General features: G+C 59.9%; 17 protein-coding genes. 11 read left to right on the top strand and 6 right to left on the bottom strand.

Translation table 11 applies throughout. The annotated features are described in order from the left end of the window. The first annotated feature begins 292 nt into the window (after window positions 1-292). The 6 genes from H585_RS0118225 (at window position 293) to H585_RS0118200 (ending at window position 6,913) form a co-directional block, all read left to right on the top strand. Window positions 293-607, top strand: coding sequence for an FmdB family zinc ribbon protein (locus H585_RS0118225; protein WP_014260446.1), 315 nt, complete (start codon window positions 293-295; stop codon window positions 605-607). Between the two features lie 65 nt (window positions 608-672). Beyond that, the gene (purB, locus tag H585_RS0118220; protein WP_027368874.1) at window positions 673-1,980 is read left to right on the top strand and encodes an adenylosuccinate lyase; all 1,308 of its coding nucleotides are present in this window, start codon (window positions 673-675) and stop codon (window positions 1,978-1,980) included. Beyond that, the gene (pyrE, locus tag H585_RS0118215; protein WP_005989640.1) at window positions 1,980-2,540 is read left to right on the top strand and encodes an orotate phosphoribosyltransferase; all 561 of its coding nucleotides are present in this window, start codon (window positions 1,980-1,982) and stop codon (window positions 2,538-2,540) included. The genes purB and pyrE overlap by 1 nt, the downstream gene beginning before the upstream one ends. Window positions 2,541-2,806: 266 nt before the next feature. Next, complete coding sequence (locus H585_RS0118210; protein ID WP_244432627.1) at window positions 2,807-4,306, top strand: L,D-transpeptidase family protein; 1,500 nt, start codon at window positions 2,807-2,809, stop codon at window positions 4,304-4,306. Next, on the top strand, window positions 4,306-5,013 hold the full coding sequence (locus tag H585_RS0118205; RefSeq protein ID WP_027368872.1) for a hypothetical protein: 708 nt from the start codon (window positions 4,306-4,308) through the stop codon (window positions 5,011-5,013). The genes H585_RS0118210 and H585_RS0118205 overlap by 1 nt, the downstream gene beginning before the upstream one ends. 46 nt (window positions 5,014-5,059) lie before the next feature. Continuing rightward, on the top strand, window positions 5,060-6,913 hold the full coding sequence (locus H585_RS0118200) for a M99 family carboxypeptidase catalytic domain-containing protein (RefSeq protein ID WP_027368871.1): 1,854 nt from the start codon (window positions 5,060-5,062) through the stop codon (window positions 6,911-6,913). 281 nt (window positions 6,914-7,194) lie between these two features. Here H585_RS0118200 and H585_RS0118195 read toward each other — a convergent pair whose 3' ends face one another. After that, window positions 7,195-8,202, bottom strand: a complete 1,008-nt coding sequence (locus H585_RS0118195) for an NAD-dependent epimerase (protein ID WP_027368870.1) — start codon at window positions 8,200-8,202, stop codon at window positions 7,195-7,197. A 432-nt stretch (window positions 8,203-8,634) separates the two neighbouring features. On the opposite strand from H585_RS0118195, the gene H585_RS0118190 reads away from it, so the two are divergent. Then, the gene (locus H585_RS0118190) at window positions 8,635-10,029 is read left to right on the top strand and encodes a phosphomannomutase/phosphoglucomutase (protein ID WP_027368869.1); all 1,395 of its coding nucleotides are present in this window, start codon (window positions 8,635-8,637) and stop codon (window positions 10,027-10,029) included. A 201-nt stretch (window positions 10,030-10,230) separates the two neighbouring features. Here H585_RS0118190 and H585_RS0118185 read toward each other — a convergent pair whose 3' ends face one another. Continuing rightward, on the bottom strand, window positions 10,231-10,902 hold the full coding sequence (locus H585_RS0118185) for a cysteine hydrolase family protein (RefSeq protein ID WP_027368868.1): 672 nt from the start codon (window positions 10,900-10,902) through the stop codon (window positions 10,231-10,233). Between the two features lie 225 nt (window positions 10,903-11,127). Here H585_RS0118185 and H585_RS0118180 point away from each other — a divergent pair, with 225 nt between their 5' ends. Continuing rightward, window positions 11,128-11,850, top strand: a complete 723-nt coding sequence (locus H585_RS0118180; RefSeq protein ID WP_005989625.1) for a TerC family protein — start codon at window positions 11,128-11,130, stop codon at window positions 11,848-11,850. A 74-nt stretch (window positions 11,851-11,924) separates the two neighbouring features. Here H585_RS0118180 and H585_RS0118175 read toward each other — a convergent pair whose 3' ends face one another. Next, a complete protein-coding gene (locus H585_RS0118175) occupies window positions 11,925-12,506 on the bottom strand; it encodes a BPSL1445 family SYLF domain-containing lipoprotein (RefSeq protein ID WP_014260437.1) in 582 nt (193 codons plus the stop codon). A gap of 237 nt (window positions 12,507-12,743) precedes the next feature. Further along, complete coding sequence (locus H585_RS0118170) at window positions 12,744-13,349, bottom strand: tetratricopeptide repeat protein (protein ID WP_027368867.1); 606 nt, start codon at window positions 13,347-13,349, stop codon at window positions 12,744-12,746. A 141-nt stretch (window positions 13,350-13,490) separates the two neighbouring features. On the opposite strand from H585_RS0118170, the gene H585_RS0118165 reads away from it, so the two are divergent. Both H585_RS0118165 and rnhA read left to right on the top strand, forming a co-directional pair. Further along, the gene (locus H585_RS0118165) at window positions 13,491-13,994 is read left to right on the top strand and encodes a hypothetical protein (RefSeq protein WP_027368866.1); all 504 of its coding nucleotides are present in this window, start codon (window positions 13,491-13,493) and stop codon (window positions 13,992-13,994) included. Continuing rightward, window positions 13,981-14,454 (top strand): ribonuclease HI, encoded by a 474-nt coding sequence (rnhA, locus tag H585_RS0118160; RefSeq protein ID WP_014260434.1) that lies wholly within the window; start codon window positions 13,981-13,983, stop codon window positions 14,452-14,454. Before H585_RS0118165 ends, rnhA begins: the two co-directional genes overlap by 14 nt. A 185-nt stretch (window positions 14,455-14,639) precedes the next feature. Here rnhA and H585_RS0118155 read toward each other — a convergent pair whose 3' ends face one another. Next, a complete protein-coding gene (locus H585_RS0118155; RefSeq protein ID WP_027368865.1) occupies window positions 14,640-15,701 on the bottom strand; it encodes a phosphotransacetylase family protein in 1,062 nt (353 codons plus the stop codon). 161 nt (window positions 15,702-15,862) lie between these two features. Here H585_RS0118155 and rnc point away from each other — a divergent pair, with 161 nt between their 5' ends. Next, window positions 15,863-16,564: a ribonuclease III gene (gene rnc / locus H585_RS0118150; RefSeq protein ID WP_014260432.1), complete on the top strand. Its 702-nt coding sequence runs from the start codon at window positions 15,863-15,865 to the stop codon at window positions 16,562-16,564. Between the two features lie 71 nt (window positions 16,565-16,635). Here rnc and H585_RS0118145 read toward each other — a convergent pair whose 3' ends face one another. Further along, window positions 16,636-17,550, bottom strand: coding sequence for a flagellin N-terminal helical domain-containing protein (locus H585_RS0118145; protein ID WP_027368864.1), 915 nt, complete (start codon window positions 17,548-17,550; stop codon window positions 16,636-16,638). Between the last annotated feature and the right edge of the window lie 685 nt (window positions 17,551-18,235).

Genomic DNA, 18,235 nt, shown 5'->3' with positions numbered 1-18,235 from the left:
ACAACTCCCCTAGCCCGAGTTAAGTTCTTTTCTTTATCCGAATACCCAACCATGCAAGGAGGAACCAATACATGGCTCAGAAAAAGCACGAGCGCATGAAGGAACTGGATCGCAAGCGCAAGCGCCGCAAGGAACGCCTCAAGCAGCGCATCCACGAAGCAAAGGCCGCGGCCAAGTCCTAAGATCTTTGACTTCTTTTCCTTAAGTTTTATTTCACCCTCCTGTGGTGATGGTTCAGGCCGGCCGAAGCCTCGCTTTTTCCGGCCAATGCTTTTTCGTCAGGAGTTCAAGCATGCCCATTTACGAATACCGCTGCACCGACTGTGAGCAAATCTTCGAGGAATGGCAGACGGATTACAAGGAACGCGAGTTGATCTGCCCGGTTTGCGGCAGCAAGGCTAGGCGCCTCATCTCCAATACGTCCTTTGTCCTCAAGGGGTCCGGCTGGTACACCACCGACTACTGCCGGCCTTCCCCCAGCAACAGCAAAGGACCTAGCTCAACAAGCGATGGACCCAAGGCTGGCGGCGACGCATCCACGCCTGCCTCGGGCGGCGGCTCCGAATCCACTGCGACGGGAACCAGCGGGACAACCAGCGGTTCCTGAGCAAAAGGCAGCTTCGGCTGCCTTTTTCATGTCCGGCCTTTCATAAAACCCCATGTGAGCACAGCATGATCGAACGCTACACACGCCCTGAGATGGGTGCCCTTTGGACCCAGGAAAACAAATTTCGCGCCTGGATGGAGGTGGAGCTGGCGGTTTGCCGAGCATGGCACAAAGCCGGCGTCATTCCGAAGGAGGCCATGGCCGAGATCGAGTCTAAGACCGTCTTTCCCATCGATGAATCCTTCAGCGCCCGGGTGCTGGAAATCGAGGAGCGCACACGCCACGACGTCATAGCCTTTTTGACGGCCGTGGAAGAACGCGTGGGTCCGGTCTCGCGCTATATCCATTTAGGCTGTACGTCCTCGGACATCGTGGATACGGCCAACAGCCTGCTGCTTGCCAGAGCCGGCAGCTTGGTAGGCAACGCCCTGGACGTCCTGCTGGACGTTCTGCGCAAGCTGGCCTTGGAGCATAAGGGCCGGCTGTGCATGGGACGCACCCACGGCGTGCATGCGGAGCCCACCAGCTTCGGCCTCAAGATGCTCGGTTTCTACGCCGAGTTCGCCCGCCACCGGACGCGCCTGCAACAAGCCATGGATGACGTGCGCGTCGGCAAGCTTTCTGGCGCGGTGGGCACCTACACGGCGCTGACGCCCGACGTCGAGGAAACGGCCCTTGAGCTGCTCGGTTTAAGGGTGGATCCGGTCTCCACACAAATCGTGCAGCGCGACCGATACGCAAACTTCTTCACCACCTTGGCCCTCATGGCCGGTGGAGTTGAACGTCTGTGCGTGGAGCTGCGCCACTTGCAGCGCACCGAGGTGCGCGAAGCGGAAGAAGGCTTCGCCAAGGGCCAAAAAGGCTCCTCGGCCATGCCGCACAAGAAGAACCCCATCTCGGCCGAGAACATGAGCGGTCTGGCCCGATTGTTGCGCGGCAACGCCTTGGCCGCCATGGAGAACCAGGCCCTGTGGCACGAGCGGGACATTTCCCACTCTTCCGTGGAGCGGGTCATAATGCCCGATTCGACCATCCTGGCGCATTATCTGCTATCCCGTCTTGCAGGGCTGCTGCGCAACCTGCGCATCATACCCGAGAACATGGAACGGAATTTGAAAAGCTCTCAACAACTCTTTTTTTCGCAACGCGTGCTCACGGCTCTGGTGGAGTCTGGGCTCCAGCGTCAAGAAGCCTATGAGATGGTCCAGCGGATAGCCATGCTCTGTTGGGAAGAACGCCGCGACTTTCCCGAAGCAGTGCGCGCCGACTCTGCTATTGTCGGCAGACTGGGCGCAGACAGACTGGACGAGGTCTTCGATATGGGCTTCTACCTGCGTCACGAGGACGTAGTATATACGAGGGTGCTTGAATAATGGACCTGTCGCTAAAGAAACGCTTGGCTCGACTCCTTATGGAGAAGTCCTATGTAGCCGGTGAGGTTGTTTTGACTTCCGGGCGCAAGAGTGATTACTACTTCGACTGCAAACAAACAGCTCTGCATCCGGAAGGTTCCTGGCTCATCGGTAAACTTTTTCTGGATATGGTCGATGATCCATCCATACATGGTGTCGGCGGAATGACGCTCGGCGCGGATCCCCTGATCTCGGCCGTGACCGTCGTCTCCTATCTGGAAGGTAGGCCTTTGCCCGGTTTTATCGTGCGCAAGGCTTCCAAGGGGCACGGCACCAACCAGTATCTGGAAGGCCTCAAGAACTTCCAGCCTGGCGACCGGGTGGCCATGTTGGAAGACGTGGTTACGACCGGCGGAACATTGATTAAGGCAATTGAGCGCGTGCGCGACGCCGGCCTTACGGTCGCCACGGTGCTTTGTGTCCTGGACAGAGAGGAAGGCGGCCGTGACAACTTGGCCGCCGCGGGCCATACGCTCAAGCCCATCTTCACCCGAAGGGAATTGCTTGAATTAGCCCGTTAGGGCCCGGATACGCCGGTCCCCTATTACCCCGGGATGGCCACAACCCGTAGCGGTCCCATGGGCACAGTTGGTCATGCCCGTGTCGAGCTTGACGAATAAACACTGTAGGTGGTTTGGCCTTGACTCGTTGCCCCAAGCCCAGTTTGGCTCCATGCCCCAGGCATGGCTCACGTTATCCAGCGACTCCCTGCTTGCCTGGAGGCACACGTCCGTCCCGCGCTCGCGAGGCGCGAGCCCCAGTTCACCTGCAAGTCGGATTCTGGATCTTGTTCCTGCTGGTCACAGTCACGGCCTATCCATCGGCTGCGGACGCTCGGAACTCGGTTGACGAGCAAGGACCTGTAATTGCCGATGCCTTGCCCTTGAACGATTCGGCCACGGCTCAAAATTCCATGCCTTCGGAACCAGCGACTGTCAGCGAACCCGAGGCAGGCTTCGATGCCGGCGCTCAGGCCGGCATCGAAGCAGGCACAGCGCCGGTACCCACGCCGGAAGCGGCCCTCGTGCCCGAAGGCGATCCCAAGGCAGCCATGAGCATGGCCCCACCTGCGCAGACGATCGGCGACACTTGGCATCTTACCATTCCCGAACATGAGAATTCCCCCGTCCGCTTCCTGGCCATCGACAAGGCCAGCCAGACCTTTTTTCTCATGGAACGGCGCAGCCCCCTGCGCAAGGCCGTCGAACTGCCTTGCGCCACGGGCCAAGTGGCTGGAGACAAGTACCGCGAGGGTGATCTGCGCACGCCCGAGGGAGTCTACTTCATCCAACGCAAGCTTACCACCGGCCTGGATTATCAGCTCTATGGAGACATCGCTTACACCTTGAACTTCCCCAATCCCGTGGATCGCATCGAGGGCAAGACAGGGTACGGCATCTGGATTCACGGCCGCGGCGGCAAGATCGTGCCCATGGAGACGCGGGGCTGCGTGGCCCTAAACACTCCCGACCTGCATGGTCTAAGCAGCACCCTTGGCCGTGGCACGCCTGTGATCATCGCCCAGAAGATAGCCTGGCCGCCGGACGGGCAGTCCCACTCGGGCGAGGCCAACGCCATTATCGCCATGGTGCGCGAGTGGGCCAAGGCTTGGCAGAACAAGAGCGATACATTTTTCTCCTTCTACGCCCCGCGGAAATACAGCCGCTCGGGCGGGGAATCGTTCGAGGCCTTCAAAGCCAACAAGGAACGCCTGTTCGCACGCATGCCCTGGATCCAGGTCGTGCTCGACGACATCACGGCCCTTCCGGGCCCGGACTACTGGGTGACCGCCTTCGACCAGGTTTACCGCGCGCCAGGCATCACATCCGCAGTGCGCAAGCGCCTGTATTGGCAAAAGGACCCAAAGGGCGTCTGGCGGATCGTTGGTCAGGAGTACGATCAGCCTCCGTCTGACCTGGAACAGCGCTATATGGCCCACGTCACCAAATCTGTATCCGAAGCTTTGTCCTTGTGGCAGGCAGCCTGGGAACGAGCGGATCTGGATGGCTACGCGGCGCTGTACCTGCCCGGTGCGCATCAGCAGGGCCGCAACGGCCTCAAGGCCGTCATGGAACACAAACAAACCTTATGGGCCGACAATCCCCCCACGCGCGTTGAGCTGTCCAACCGACGCATCGCCCTGCATCCCAAAGGCATCGAAGTTGCTTTCCGCCAAGTTTACGAAAGCTCCAACGGATATACGGATACCGGAACCAAGACCCTCATCCTCGAACCACACGGCGAGCAATGGCTCATTTCCGCCGAATACTGGAGAAAGGGCAACTGATGGCAAGCTCCAAGTACAGTCTGCTGCTCATGCGCGACGATAGCCAAGTCCGGCGTTTCAGGCTCAGCAAAATATGGCTCAAGGCCTTCATTTACGCTGAAATCTTCCTTGTGACTCTGGCTTTGGCTGGGTTCTTCACGGGCTATCGCTTCTGGCTGGAAAGCCATAAGCTGCGCGTGGACAACCGTAACCTGCAGATTACGCTCACCGAGGCAAGGGTAAAATTGGAGCGGCTTGAAAATGTCGAGCAGATCCTCCAATCCAACGACCCCGATGAACTGCACGCTCTTATCGGCTCCGTTTCGGTGGAGACCGAGTCGCCTCAGATCCCAAGCAATATCGACCTCAACGAAATCTTCACCCATGTGGACCTGCAGCAGGCGAACGTGGATAACTTCCAGGCCCGACTACAGGGCGACAAGCTTCAGGTACGCTTCGACCTGAACAACCTCGTGGCGGACTCGACGCTCTCGGGCGTAGTGCATCTCGCCATCATCACACGCACGGGGCAACTCGTGCAGCCCACGATCACTACCGAGGACCTGAACTTCAGCATCCAGCGTTTCAAACGCGTGCGAACGGTCTTCGGCATACCCTCCGGCATCAAGGGCAACGACCTGTTCGGCATCCGCCTCAATATCCGTCGTAGCGATAACGGAACAATGGTATTCAGTGAAACTTTCCCGCTCAGCCAGATCCTTTCCTAGCCAGGCAAGCGTAACTAGGTCGCTTGCCCAGGAACAGGCGGGGGTTATGCCTTTCCCTTGCTCCGTCCGCCTGGTCCAATGGCTGACAAGGTACGTCCGCTGGCCACGCGCAGTGTATCGGCAGGTCACCAGTGCACTACTGGTCCTGGCGGCCCTGCTGGTCGTTGCGCGGCCCGCAACCGGAGCCGAGTTCACCATCTTTCAAGGCACGCAGTACCCTCTGCGCGTGTATATCCTGGAAGGCGCGAAGCCCGGCCCCACGGTCATGGTCCAAGGCGGCATCCAGGGCGACGAGATCGCGGGCTTTCTCACTGCCCAGCAGCTCACCCACGCCAAGCTGGACAATGGGCGGCTCATCATCATCCCCAGGGCCAACGTGCCGTCCATCCACAAGCGCCAGCGGCAGATCAACGTTGACCTCAACCGCCGCTTCGATCGCGATTACAACGAATTCTATGAAGACCATCTGGCCCGGGCCATCCGCTTCTTCCTGGCTCAGGCCGACGCCTTCATCCACCTGCACGAGGGCTCCGGTTTCTATAACCCGGTATGGGTGGACAATCTGCGCAATCCCCGGCGCTACGGACAGTCGATCATCATCGACACGCCTGTTTTCGAGAACAGGATTTTTCTGGCCAATTACGTCAACTCCGTACTCGACAGGCTCAACCAGCCCATCACCACGGCCGACTTCCGCTTTCGGCTGTTTTCCACGGATACCTTCAGGCCCGACTCGCCCCATGCCGAGCAGCTCAAATCATTGACCTGCTATGCGCTGAAAAACCGGTCCATTCCTGCCTTCGCCATTGAGGTGAGCAAGGATATCGTGCAGGTCGAATGGAAGGTCAGCCAGCAACTGCGCGCCACAGTGCTCCTCCTGGAGCAGTTCGGACTGCACCTGCAGGTAGCTGATCAGGATACGCTCATCGAGCAAGCGCGTATCGTAGCGCCGGTCTTACGCGTTGGAGCGCAGTCGGTGGGATCAACCAGACCGGCACCTCTGAAACTATTGTCTTACGAGCCGCTTGCCCTCACGGCCGAGGACCTTGGACTCACGAACGCGCAAGTCAAAGCCGGCGCGGCCGGCGCCGTTGGCGTCTTCGCCTCGGATCGGCCAGAGATCAACCTCCTGGAAACTCCGCGCCTGCCCTTAATACCTTTTAGATCCCTGGAGGTCCGCGCAGACGGGACTACCCTGACCAGCATCCCCGTGGAGTGGGCCGGCACATGGCCAAAGGCGGAGCCCGGCCAAACGCCCTGGTTCGTCTGTTGGCACAACGGGAGCCTGCGCATTATACCTGCGGGGAGAACGCTTGAGGCTGTCGTCGGCGACCAACTCGTGCTTGAGGGAATTCACGGCGGCAAGGATGAAGTGCTCAACCTCAAGGGCTTCATAGCCAACCGCACGCTCAATGACGGTCAGGACAGCGGGCCCGAGATCATCCTCGATCCAAGCATGTTCCTACAGCATTGGCTGGTGCCCACGGACAAGCCCGATGAGTGGCTCTGCCGCGTGGCGCGAGAGACTCCCAGCCAGTCTCGGGACGAATTCTTCATTCGCATCGTGCCGCGCAGGCTCAAGGCCTTGGTGCTTCAGGCCGAGGACGGCCGACGGATCGTCCTTGACTGGCGGGCAGGCGAAGCGACGCTGCTGGCGTCCGGCCGCTACACCTTGGCCGAGGCCTGGAGCAATGGAGCACGGGACAAGCTGCTGGCTCTGGCCGGTCAGACGCCCCTGCCCTGGGGAGATTCATTTGAACTCAAGAGCGGCGAGCGCCTGGAACTTTCCCTGCGCCAGATGACCACCTTCTCGCCCATCTCGTCCATGACGCTCATTAGCGAGACTCCGGCGCAAAGCAAAGCTCCAGCGCAATCTGAAATGCTTGGCGATAACAGTTAAAGGACGTTTGCGCGGGTGCCGAGGAGCTTTTACCCTCCCGGCCCTCTCGCCTGGGACTTCCGGATAAGGCGAGCCCCTCGCGAGTCATGCAATCGCTATCGGACTTCTAGAGCAGATTGCTTTTAAGACGCCCGCTCCGGCGTTGACGGCGCAAGTGAATTGCGCCTACGCCGAAGCTAGCGGCAAGCCATGCCGACGCATGGCTCGCAGAGCATTTTCAAAAGCAAAATGCTCTAAACTGAATGGCCTGAGAGACAAGCCTCTGTTTATCTACCTCTACTCTATACGTTGTAATATCTTCTGTACCACTCCACGAACTTGGCGATGCCGGTTCTGATATCCGTAGTGGGGCGGAAGCCAACGGCTTTGGCCAGGTCATCCACATCTGCATAGGTTGCCTGCACATCGCCTGGCTGCATGTCCACGTAATTGCGCAGAGCCGGCTTGCCGATGGCCTCTTCCATGGCCGTGATATACTCTTCCAGCTCAATGCTGTTGTTGTTTCCGATATTAAAGATGCGATACGGCGCAGGGCTTGTGCCGGGATCGGGGCGCTGGCCATCCCACGCGAGATTTGGCTCGGGAATCGCATCCATGACCCTGACCACACCCTCGACGATGTCGTCTATGTAAGTAAAATCGCGGCGCATTTTGCCATGATTGAAGACCTGGATGGGCTTGCCTTCGAAAATGGCCTTAACGAACAGGAAATGCGACATGTCAGGCCTGCCCCATGGACCATATACGGTGAAGAAACGCAGGCCCGTGGTCGGCAACCGGTAGAGATGGCTGTAGCAGTGGGCCATCAGCTCGTTGGCCTTTTTGGTGGCGGCGTATAGGCTTATGGGATGGTCCACGTTGTCATGCACGCTGAAGGGCATGCGCGTGTTCAAGCCGTATACGGAGCTGGATGAGGCATAGACCAGATGCTTGACGCCCGAGTGACGGCAGCCTTCAAGGATATTGCCGAAACCCACGAGGTTGGAATCCACATACGATTCAGGATGCTCAATGCTGTAGCGAACCCCGGGCTGCGCGGCCAGATTGATGGCGTAATCGAAGCGCTGCTCGGCGAACAGCCGGGCCGTGGCCTCGCGCTCCTTGATATCCAGGGGCAGGAAGGTGAAGCCCTTGAGAGGCAGGAGCTTGGCAAGACGATCCTTCTTGAGCTGCACCGAGTAATAGGGCGTCAGGTTGTCCAGGCCGACAACCTCGTGTCCCTGGGCCAGGAGCTTTTCACAAACATGAGAGCCGATGAAACCGGCGGCGCCAGTTACAAGCACGGTCATGGCATTCCTCTGGATGGTCGAGTTGCTGGACTGCCGCAGGCGATTCCGTCGCGGCCGGCGGAAGGCTATGTCACACCGAATGCTCACCCGTGGCGGGCCATTCACACGGACTTTCACCAAGCTGCCAGCCCGAATTCCTACAGGAGGTCGAGGCAATGCTCAAGCCGAGGACGCGAATCAAAACCCGCCTATCCTTGGGAAAATGCGCGGACGCGGAACGGACTGCATCGACAACTTGGCCGGGGCGGTGGATTTCTTCCGCTTCTAAACCATTTACGGCCTGGCCGAGGATCAGATATCATTTGGCGGTGGGTGACGCATGCCCTGCCCGCGCGCAAACGGTCAGGGCCATCCTTTTCCGTCCCGGCAGCAGTCCCGGCGGAACCGAACGCGGCGCAAGCCCGCGATCAAAATACTTGAGCAGGAGAAGGAATGAAGCCGATCAACAAGGAAGTCTTTCGCGCTTATGACATCCGAGGCATCGTGGACAGGGATTTCGACCTCGACTGGGTCGAGACCTTGGGCCGGGCCTGCGGCACCTGGTTTCACAGCCATGGCTGGACCAAGGCAGTTGTAGGCCACGATTGCCGCCACTCCTCTCCCGGCTACCAGGAGCGCCTGGCCAAGGGTCTTGCCTCCTGCGGCCTAGACGTGCTTCTGCTGGATCTCGTGCCTACCCCGGCCTTCTACTTCGCGGCCAAGACCCTGGGCTACCAGGCCGGAGTCATGGTCACGGCCAGCCACAATCCGCCGGAATTCAACGGCTTCAAGGTCTGGGCCGGCGAGACAACCGCCCATACCGAGCAGGTGCAGGCGATCTACGAAACCATGGCCTCCGGCGTTTTCGTCCAGGGTTCGGGCACAATAACCCCCCGGGGCATTGTGCCAACCTACCTCGATGCACTGGCCTCTCAGGCCCGCGTGCAGCGGCCCGTAAAGGTCGTGGTGGATGGCGGCAACGGCACGGGCGGACTCATAACCGCCGAACTGCTGCGCCGGGTCGGTTGCGAGGTGATCGAGCTGTACTGCGAACCGGACGGGAACTTTCCTAACCACCATCCCGATCCGGTTGTGGAAAAATACATGCATGCTCTGCAGGCCAAGGTCCTCGAAACAGGCGCGGCCTGCGGCATCGGGCTGGACGGCGACGACGACCGCATCGGCGTGGTGGACGAAAAAGGCCGGCTCATGTTCGGGGACCAGCTCCTGGCAATCTACGCCCGCCACATGCTGCGCGACTACCCCGGTTCCACGGTCATCGGCGAGGTCAAATGCTCGCACCTCATGTATCGCGAAATCGAGGATCTTGGCGGCGTTCCGCTCATGTGGAAGACCGGCCATTCGCTCATCAAGGCCAAGATGAAGGAAACCGGCGCGCGCCTGGCAGGCGAAATGAGCGGGCACATGTTCTTCGCCGACCGCTACCATGGCTATGACGACGCCACCTATGCGGCGCTGCGTCTCGTGGAGATTCTTTCCGAAGGCGGCGCGCCGCTTTCGGAGAGGCTCGCGCACTGGCCGCGCACCTACAGTACGCCGGAAATCCGCGTGGACTGCCCCGAGGAAATCAAGTTCGCCATCGTCGCCAAGGCCCAGGAGCATTTCAGGCGCACGCGCGAGATCATCGACGTGGACGGCGCGCGCATTCTCTTCCCCGACGGCTGGGGGCTCGTGCGCGCTTCCAACACCCAAGCAGTGCTCGTCCTGCGCTTCGAGGCCGAGAGCGCCGAGCGTCTGGCCGCACTCAGGCAAGAGGTGGAAGACCAGATCCAGGCCTGGATTCAGGAGGCCCTGGAATCGGTAAAACCCGTCACCTCTGAAGCCTGATCGGACAACCGCAAACGCGGCAAGCATCTGCACGCACATGCCGCCGGGCGCCATGCCCGTCAGCCGCCTCATGCCCGGGAATAATCCGAAAAGATCCGAAAAATCACGCGGGCAGCTTGTTCAACCAAGCTGCCCGCTTTGCATGCAAGGATCACGGATCTACTGAGCCCCAGCCAATTCGGCCTAACGTCGCTTGGCAGGCTACTTGATAGTCATCAGTCCGAAACGCGTCAGCAGGGATCTGTCCCTGACGCCCGGCGCGGCAACGATGTGGTAGGCCGTATACTGTTCCTCGTAGAGCGTGGTCCCTGGCATGCCGTCCACGGGCACGATCACGTCGAAGCCGCGAATGGCCGCGCCCACGGCCGTGTGCAGCACAGCGCCATTCGCCGCCGTGCCCGTGACGACCACGGTCTTTACGCCTTTCTCGCGCAATATTTTCTCCAGGTCCGTGCCCACGAACTTGTCCACGCTGGCCTGCACAACGGGCTCGTCCGGTCTGGGTTTCACGGGCGACAGGATGGTCTCGGGCGTGCCTCGCCGGGTGAGGGAATAGACCACGGGCATCTTCGCGGCGCGCGCCTTTGCAAGAAAGGCCGCTATGCCCGGTACGGCCTTGAGGCAGCGCGGGCGACTCGACTCGTTGCAGGTCAGCTCCTCGATGTCCAGAACGAGATAGGCCGTGGTCTTGGGATCCAGTTCCACTGGCTTCAGCTCAGGCGGGCGGGGAACAGTGCACGTGTTCCACAACTCGATGACCGAACGCTCCAGGCCGGTGTCGGCGCTCTGGGCGTCCGCGAGCGAAACGGAGGACATCAGTGCCAGGGCCGTGACAACAATCAGCGCAGGCAGAAGCAGGCGGTAATGAGTCATGAAACGTCTCCTTGCAGGATGAAACCGTCCGAGATTCGCCGATAAGTATGGCAGAAGCTCAAGCCATTTGAAAGCCTGCACTCTTTTAGGCCGGCCTCCCCCGCAATGAACCATCGCAGAGCCTTGTCGCGCGCCACCGCCACCACTTGGTTGCGCTGGAAGCTTACTTACGCATATACTCCCGCGGCAACGCCGCATCACAGCACTTGAAATAGGACTGGAAGCATGCCCGAACTGATGACCTTCGAAGCCCTGCTGGCCCTGCTTACGCTCACGAGCCTTGAGATCGTGCTCGGCATCGACAACATCGTGTTCATCGTGGTCATTACGGGCCGCATGGATCCACGACACAGGGATCGCGCACGCAAATGGGGCATTGGACTGGCGATGTTCACGCGCATTTTGCTTCTGCTGGGCATAACTTGGGTAATGCGCCTGACTGCTCCACTATTCCAATTGCCGGTGCTCGAACACACCGTCACCGGCAAGGACCTGGTGCTGCTCCTGGGCGGGCTGTTCCTGCTGGCCAAGGCCACGCTGGAAATTCACGAGAAGACCACGGGCAACCCCACCGAGCACGCAGCAGCCGAAAAGGCCGCCGCGTCCATGGGCAGCGCCATCGCTCAGATCGTCGCCCTGGACGTGATCTTTTCCCTGGACTCCGTCATCACCGCCGTGGGCATGTCCAGGCACATCGAGATCATGATAGCGGCCGTGGTCATCTCCGTTGTAATCATGCTGATCTTCTCCGGTCCGGTGAGCAACTTCGTTAACAAGCATCCCACGGTGCAGATGCTGGCCTTCAGCTTCCTGCTCTTGGTGGGCGTGTTCCTGGTGGCCGAGGGCCTGGGCCGACATATCGATCGCGGCTACATCTACTTCGCCATGTTCTTTTCGCTGTTCGTGGAATTCATGAATTTGCGCATGCGCAGGATAGGCAAAGCCTGAACAGCGGCTGGGCTAAGCTGAAGGTTGAACGGGCGCAAGGCTTGCCTTGCGCCCGTAGTGAAAGAAGCTAGAGCCTACTTCTTGGTCTTGTCCAGCTTGGTGATTTTAGTGCCTTGCAGCGACAGGTCGAACATGAGTCCCTTCTGCCCCAGAACGAAAGCCACGATGGGGTCCTTGATGTTCATGGTGTTGAGCGGCTTGCCCGCACCGACCTTAATCAGGGCCACCGAGGCGTCGACGCCGACTTCCCAGCCCTTGCTCTGGCGGAACTTTTCCAGCGCCTCCTGCTGCATGAAGGCGAAGATGAGCGTGTAGACCTGGCCGCCCGCCTGGAAACCGAAGGAGGCGGAAACGGTATTGTAGTAGTCCATGGTCTTGCCGCCCATCAGCAGGGCTCCCTCGCCGTACTGGCCGCCGATGCCAAGACCGCCCTTGTAGACATCCGGAAAGACCAGCACCCCTTTGGCGCTGTCCAGGAACTCCTTGCCTCCATTGACCTCCTTGGCGAAGCGCTCCAGGGCGACTTCCACGCCCGTGTCGATCTCCTTGGCCGTTGCGGCGAGCGCCTGTCCGAACGGCATGAGTGTAATGCAGCAAATGAGCAGGAATGCGGCTGCGCTGTTGCGAATGTTTGCGAAGCTCCCTTGCTTGATCATGCTCCACCTCCGGGGTTGTGCCCGTGGCCTGCCAAAAATGGACGCAGGCCACGATGCTTCAGCATAGGAGCGGCACGCAAGGCATGGAATGAGAACAAATGGGGGATTATATCAGCAAGGGCGGAAAGGCGCGGCGGGTGCTGGGCGGCGTAGGTGTCCGCAGGGTTCGGGCCGCGCTCGCAGGCGGGGTGAATATATGGGAGAGAGGCGGCCCCCTCTCCCATTACTTGAATAGCTCTAATTGCCGGGCGCGCCGGCCTTCAGCTCGCGGACAAGCTCGGCCACGGGCTTGCCGCCCGGCGCCACGGCTCCGGGATTCAACGCGAGCAGGTCTTCCCAGGTCTGCACGGCCTTCTCACGCTGCTTCAAATCATGCAGCAGCACGACGCCCTTGTTCAGCCGGGCGATCTGATGCGCGGGATTGACCGCAATGGCCTTATCGAACTGCTCCACGGCCTTGGCCGGCTGGCCGGCGGCACGGTACATGACGCCCAGGTCCGTCAAAACGTCGGCATTTCCAGGCGCGATCTCCAAGGCCCGCTCATAGGCTCGGATGGCTTTCTCGGCCTGGTTCGTGTCGAAATACGCGTTGCCCAGCTTGATCCAGGTGTCAGCGTCACCCGGCTGTTTGGCGGCCTCCGCCTCCAGATGAGCGATGTGATCGGCCATGTCCGCCGGAACCTGCGGCCCTGCAGGAACAGACGGCCCAGCCACGGGCGATGGCGACACGAGCTCCTGACGCGTTTCGTTGCTGACCACGACACCCACGAAGAGACCGGCGGCAAACGCCAGTACGGCTATGATCCCTGCCGCGGCCTTGGAAATACCCTTTTTCTCGTCCATGCACTTATTACTCCCTACTTCGGCTTGATTATCACCACGCGCGCGCCGCCACGGCCGGCGCGGAAACTTGCCAAGGGTCGGCGAAACAGCGTATGTCCCCCCGCAGTTCAATAGCCATCAAACGCTCCCTAGGGAACAGTCATGAGCATCTTGCTGCCCAAGCGAAGTGGCCGCTCCGCCGGCACGTCCCTCGTCCGCCTGCTGGGTCTGGCCCTGGTATTCCTGTTCGTGGCCTGGGCCTTTTGGCAGAACAACGAGCGGGCCATCGAGCGCATCAAGTCCAACCAAGCCATTTCCGACGCCACGGGAACCCTGGGCGGAGAGGATTTGGAAAGCGTGCGTTCCTTCGCCAGGATTCTGGAGGAACGCTACGGGCTGAAGTTCCGGCTGCAGGTGGTGGCCGATGTGCTCAAGGTGCCTGAGCAGGATCCCCGCACGCTCTACATCGGCCTCAATCCCGAAACACGCTTGGTGGTCCTGGAGGTTCCCGGCCTGGTGGCCAATGCCTTGGGCCAGGAATTTCTGCGCTACCTGCGCGAAGCGCACTTCGAGCAATACTGGAACGGCCCCGGCTGGCCCGAGGGTCTCAAAAGCGCCCTGGCGCTGATACTGGAACGATTGGAGGCGGTCAATGGCCATGGATAACAGCGTCACGATCTTTACCGATGGCTCCTGTCTGGGCAACCCCGGCCCCGGCGGCTGGTGCGCCATCCTGACCGAGGGCGAGCACAGCAAGGAGCTTTTCGGGGGCTACAAGCTGACCACCAACAACCGCATGGAACTGCTCGCGGTCATCGAGGCCCTCACGGCCCTCAAACACCCCTGCCGCGTGGATCTGTGGACTGATTCACAATACGTGCGCAACGCCATCGAGAAGCGCTGGATCGACTCCTGGCAGCGCAACGGCTGGAAAAACTCCGAGAAGAAGCCGGTCAAGAATCAGGATCTCTGGCAGCGGTTGCTGCCCCTGCTGGCCACGCACCAAGTGCGTTTTCATTGGGTCCGGGGCCATAGCGGACACCGCGAGAACGAGCGCTGCGACCAACTGGCCAGGTCCGCAGCCCAGAAGACCGGCTTGCCGGTGGACACGGGATATCCCGGCTAAGGCCGCTTGCACGATAAGCGGGAGGGGCTTGCCCTCCCGTCTCACCACAAGGGTTATTCAAGACAAGCCTAGCCAGGATCTACGCAGCTCATCAGCAGACCTCTCTTGCCTCATGACACGGCGCGTCCCCAGCTCTTGGCCATGGGATATGAAATACCTTGAGGCCTGGGCCGGCGCCTTCCTGATTACAACCCAGCCACCTGCTTCAGGTACTCGAAATCGATGGAGCTGGATACGAGTTGCGCGCCTTGGCGGATCTTGATCACGTCGCGCAGCTTGTGCCTGGAGAGGATCGTTTCCATACGTTTGGCCACGGTGTAGGTATCCTCGCGGACCATGATTATGGGGATCTCCAGAACCTCGGAACGGGTCAGGATGATGTCGTTGGGATAAAGATTGCCCGTGAGCACGAGGCAAGGGCAATCGCCCTCCAGGGCCACGAGCTGCACGTCGGAACGGTCGCCGCCCACGATGATCGCCGAGTTCTTGTTCTTGCGGAAGTGGGTCATGAAGTTTTCGACCTGCATGGTGCCGATGAGGAAATTCTCCACCACGCGCTCGGCCTTGGAAGCTGCGGAGATGACCTTGCCCCCGAGTCGCTGGGCCAGATCGCCGACCTTTATGGCGCCCATGAGCGGATCCTTGGGGATGACGCCCAGGACCTTGACGCCCTTGCGCTCCAGGAAAGGTTTGATCATGGACTGCACCTCGTCCATGAACGTGGGCGGGATGTCGTTGAGCACAGCGCCTATCATGGCTTCGCCAAGCTCCTCTCGGAGCACGGCCAGATAGTCGTAGTTGAGCTCCTTATGGAAGCGGTCGATGACCATCGCCTTCGCTCCCAGGCGCTTGACCACGGACACGCCGTCCACGCCACAGTACTTGCCCGAGTACATGGAGCCCGAACCTGCGATGAGCATGGCGTCGCGCCCCTGGGAAAGTCGTTTGTAGTTTTCCTCGATGGGCGTCATGAGATCTTCGCAGTGGCCGCCAAAAGCTCGGATCTTGAAATCCTGGGTCACGAGCACCGGCGTGACTGCGGCGGGATCGTCATCCAGACCGAGCACATCCTGGACGAAGCGGGCGTCCTCGTCCCCGGACCGGTCACCCACGGTGATCGGCATGGCCCCCACGGGCTTCATGTAGCCCACGTTGTAGCCTTCTTTCTGCAGCTTCAGGCCAAGACCCATGACTACCATGTTCTTGCCTGAGTATCCGGCTGTGGAGCCAATATAGATGCCGGCCATCGCGTCCTCCTCGTGGAGCATTTGCTTGCATGTACCAGGACAGGGCCTCGGCTTCAACTCGCGTGATTACTGGGCCGGTCATGGCCCGGCCTGCCCCGCGCCACATTTTGACGCAGATGCTGTTTACACGGTAAGCGAATGAATTCCAAGGAGGACAAGACATGCCCATGGACATGGATCGACTCGCCGCGATCCAAGCAGAACTCGACTACCATTTCGGACAGCCGGCGTACCTGGCCCGAGCTTTGACCCACAGCTCCTATGCAAACGAGCACGAACTCGCGCTGGAGAGCAACGAGCGCCTGGAATTTCTGGGCGATGCGGTCCTGGAGCTGGCAATATCCGAGTGCCTTTTCCAACGCTTTCCCATGGCGCACGAAGGCCAGCTCACCCGCATCCGTTCCCGTCTGGTCAAGGAAAAGACCCTGGCTCAACGAGCCCGGGATCTGGGATTGGATCGCCTCATCTTGCTCGGGCGCGGCGAGGAGAGCCAGGGTGGCCGCGATCGGGATTCCGTGCTGGCCGATGCCCTGGAAGCCCTGCTCGGGGCCGTGTTCCTCGACGGAGGCTATCTGGCGGCTCGGGAGTTCGTATCAAGGACATTCCAGGATCTGTTGCCCGAGACCGCGGATCTGCCCAAGGTCAAGGATTACAAAACCAGGCTGCAGGAGATAACACAGCAACGCTTCAAGATAAGGCCGATCTATGCTCAGCTTGGCACCAGCGGCCCGGATCACGCCCGCATCTACGAAGTGGAGGTACGCCTGCCCGAGGGCGCTTCCTTCGCAGCCACGGGCGCGAGCCTTAAGAGGGCCGAGCAGAATGCCGCACGGCTGGCCATTGAGCACCTGGGCGAAGACTAGCCAAAACAGGTGGACCAAAATGAAAAGGCGCCCCGAAGGGCGCTCTTTCACGTACCGGTAAGCTGGAAAAGCTAACCGCCGATGAGCTGCATGGCCATCTTGGGCAGGGAGTTGGCCTGGGCAAGCATGGCTACGGCGGACTGGGACAGGATCTGCTGGCGCACGAACTCGGTCATCTCGGAGGCGACATCCACATCGGAGATGCGCGATTCGGAAGCCTGCAGGTTCTCGACCATGATCTGCAGGTTGGTGACCGTGTTCTCCAGGCGGTTTTGCATGGCGCCGAGGTGGGCGCGGATGTTGTCCTTGGAGGTGATCGCCGCGTTGATGGCCGTGAGGGCTTCCTGAGCTCTGGCCTGCGTGGAGATGGTGCGTCCCATTGCGCTGGCGTCAGCGCTCATGCCCATGCCCAGCATCGAGGCCGTGCAGCCGCCGATAGTGATGTAATAGTAGTCCTCTGCGGAATCGTTGCCTGTGCCGAAGTGAATCTTCAGCGGGCCAGTGGACTTAAGGCCGCTGCCATCATGGGACTGGCCTGCCGTCATTCCAGGATTCTTGGAAAGATTGCCGTTGAGCAAATAAGTGCCGTTGAAATCGGTCGCGCTGGCGATACGCGTGATTTCCGAGGCCATGGCCTGGTACTCGGAGTCGATGATCAGGCGCTGATCGGAGTTGTAGGTGCCCGTGGCGGCCTGCTGCGCCAATTCTTTCATGCGTATCAGCTTCTCGTCCACGACCTGCAGCGCGCCGTCGGCCGTCTGGATGAGGCTGATGGCATCATTGGCGTTACGCACGCCTTGGTTGTAAGACGCGATATCGGCGCGCATGAGTTCGCGGATGGCAAGGCCGGCGGCGTCGTCAGCCGCCGTGCCGACACGCAGACCCGAGGACAGGCGTCGGGTGGACGTGCTCAAGTTGCCGTATGAGGTGTTCAGATTCCTAGCCGCGTTCATGGACATAAGGTTGTGATTGATAACCAAAGACATGCTCGAAACCTCCTTGTTCTAGCAAAACCCTTCCGTGTCGTTGTCTGCATTGAGCAATGCGGGTGCCATTCGAGAAGATTCATATATTGCAATGAGTTAATTAGAAGACCGGTAGACTTTTCCGCCCTTCCTTGGTCCGTGGGCAGGACTTTCTTTCCTCTACTCGATCAGGTGCGGCCAAAAGTACCCTGCACGGCTTCCCGAAGTTGGCTGCATGAAATGTTGAGCTATTACTTTCGCTGGAAATCCAATGTCTCTGTCCTGGCTGAATCAATTTGCACAGGAAATAGGAAGAGCTTTCCTTGTCCAAAGCTTAATCAGCAACGGCATACCCCTGGACAAGCTCAATTCGTTGGCAAATTGCCATAGGCTGCTCTAGAGCAGATTGCTTTTAAGACGCCCGCTCCGGCGTTGACGGCGCAAGTGAATTGCGCCTACGCCTACGCGGCGGCAAGCCATGTCGACGCATGGCTTGCAGAGCATTTTCAAAAGCAAAATGCTCTAAACAGCTTATATCGGCGGTAATCAGGTCTGACTGACTGTTGAAAACAACCATCCTGGCCCGCACAACCCATTTTTAACCAGGCTGCTAAGGGCGGACGGGCACGATACTTTGACTTGGCCGTCGGTAGCGGCAGGCGGGGCAACGGGCGGACAGTTTTAAAAAGGAAAGGCCGCGCCCGCT

Source organism: Desulfocurvibacter africanus subsp. africanus DSM 2603 (genome assembly GCF_000422545.1).
Lineage (GTDB): Bacteria > Desulfobacterota > Desulfovibrionia > Desulfovibrionales > Desulfovibrionaceae > Desulfocurvibacter > Desulfocurvibacter africanus.
This window is presented reverse-complemented; position numbering and strand designations above follow the sequence as displayed.

Coding starts and splice junctions, on each gene's coding strand:
- H585_RS0118175 (WP_014260437.1), bottom strand. CDS start 12,506: ATGATCAAGCAAGGGAGCTTCGCAAACATTCGCAACAGCGCAGCCGCA.
- H585_RS0118185 (WP_027368868.1), bottom strand. CDS start 10,902: ATGACTCATTACCGCCTGCTTCTGCCTGCGCTGATTGTTGTCACGGCC.
- H585_RS0118205 (WP_027368872.1), top strand. CDS start 4,306: ATGGCAAGCTCCAAGTACAGTCTGCTGCTCATGCGCGACGATAGCCAA.
- H585_RS0118155 (WP_027368865.1), bottom strand. CDS start 15,701: ATGGCCGGCATCTATATTGGCTCCACAGCCGGATACTCAGGCAAGAAC.
- H585_RS0118170 (WP_027368867.1), bottom strand. CDS start 13,349: ATGGACGAGAAAAAGGGTATTTCCAAGGCCGCGGCAGGGATCATAGCC.
- H585_RS0118145 (WP_027368864.1), bottom strand. CDS start 17,550: ATGTCTTTGGTTATCAATCACAACCTTATGTCCATGAACGCGGCTAGG.
- pyrE (WP_005989640.1), top strand. CDS start 1,980: ATGGACCTGTCGCTAAAGAAACGCTTGGCTCGACTCCTTATGGAGAAG.
- rnc (WP_014260432.1), top strand. CDS start 15,863: ATGCCCATGGACATGGATCGACTCGCCGCGATCCAAGCAGAACTCGAC.
- H585_RS0118190 (WP_027368869.1), top strand. CDS start 8,635: ATGAAGCCGATCAACAAGGAAGTCTTTCGCGCTTATGACATCCGAGGC.
- H585_RS0118165 (WP_027368866.1), top strand. CDS start 13,491: ATGAGCATCTTGCTGCCCAAGCGAAGTGGCCGCTCCGCCGGCACGTCC.
- purB (WP_027368874.1), top strand. CDS start 673: ATGATCGAACGCTACACACGCCCTGAGATGGGTGCCCTTTGGACCCAG.
- H585_RS0118195 (WP_027368870.1), bottom strand. CDS start 8,202: ATGACCGTGCTTGTAACTGGCGCCGCCGGTTTCATCGGCTCTCATGTT.
- H585_RS0118225 (WP_014260446.1), top strand. CDS start 293: ATGCCCATTTACGAATACCGCTGCACCGACTGTGAGCAAATCTTCGAG.
- H585_RS0118200 (WP_027368871.1), top strand. CDS start 5,060: ATGCCTTTCCCTTGCTCCGTCCGCCTGGTCCAATGGCTGACAAGGTAC.
- rnhA (WP_014260434.1), top strand. CDS start 13,981: ATGGCCATGGATAACAGCGTCACGATCTTTACCGATGGCTCCTGTCTG.
- H585_RS0118180 (WP_005989625.1), top strand. CDS start 11,128: ATGCCCGAACTGATGACCTTCGAAGCCCTGCTGGCCCTGCTTACGCTC.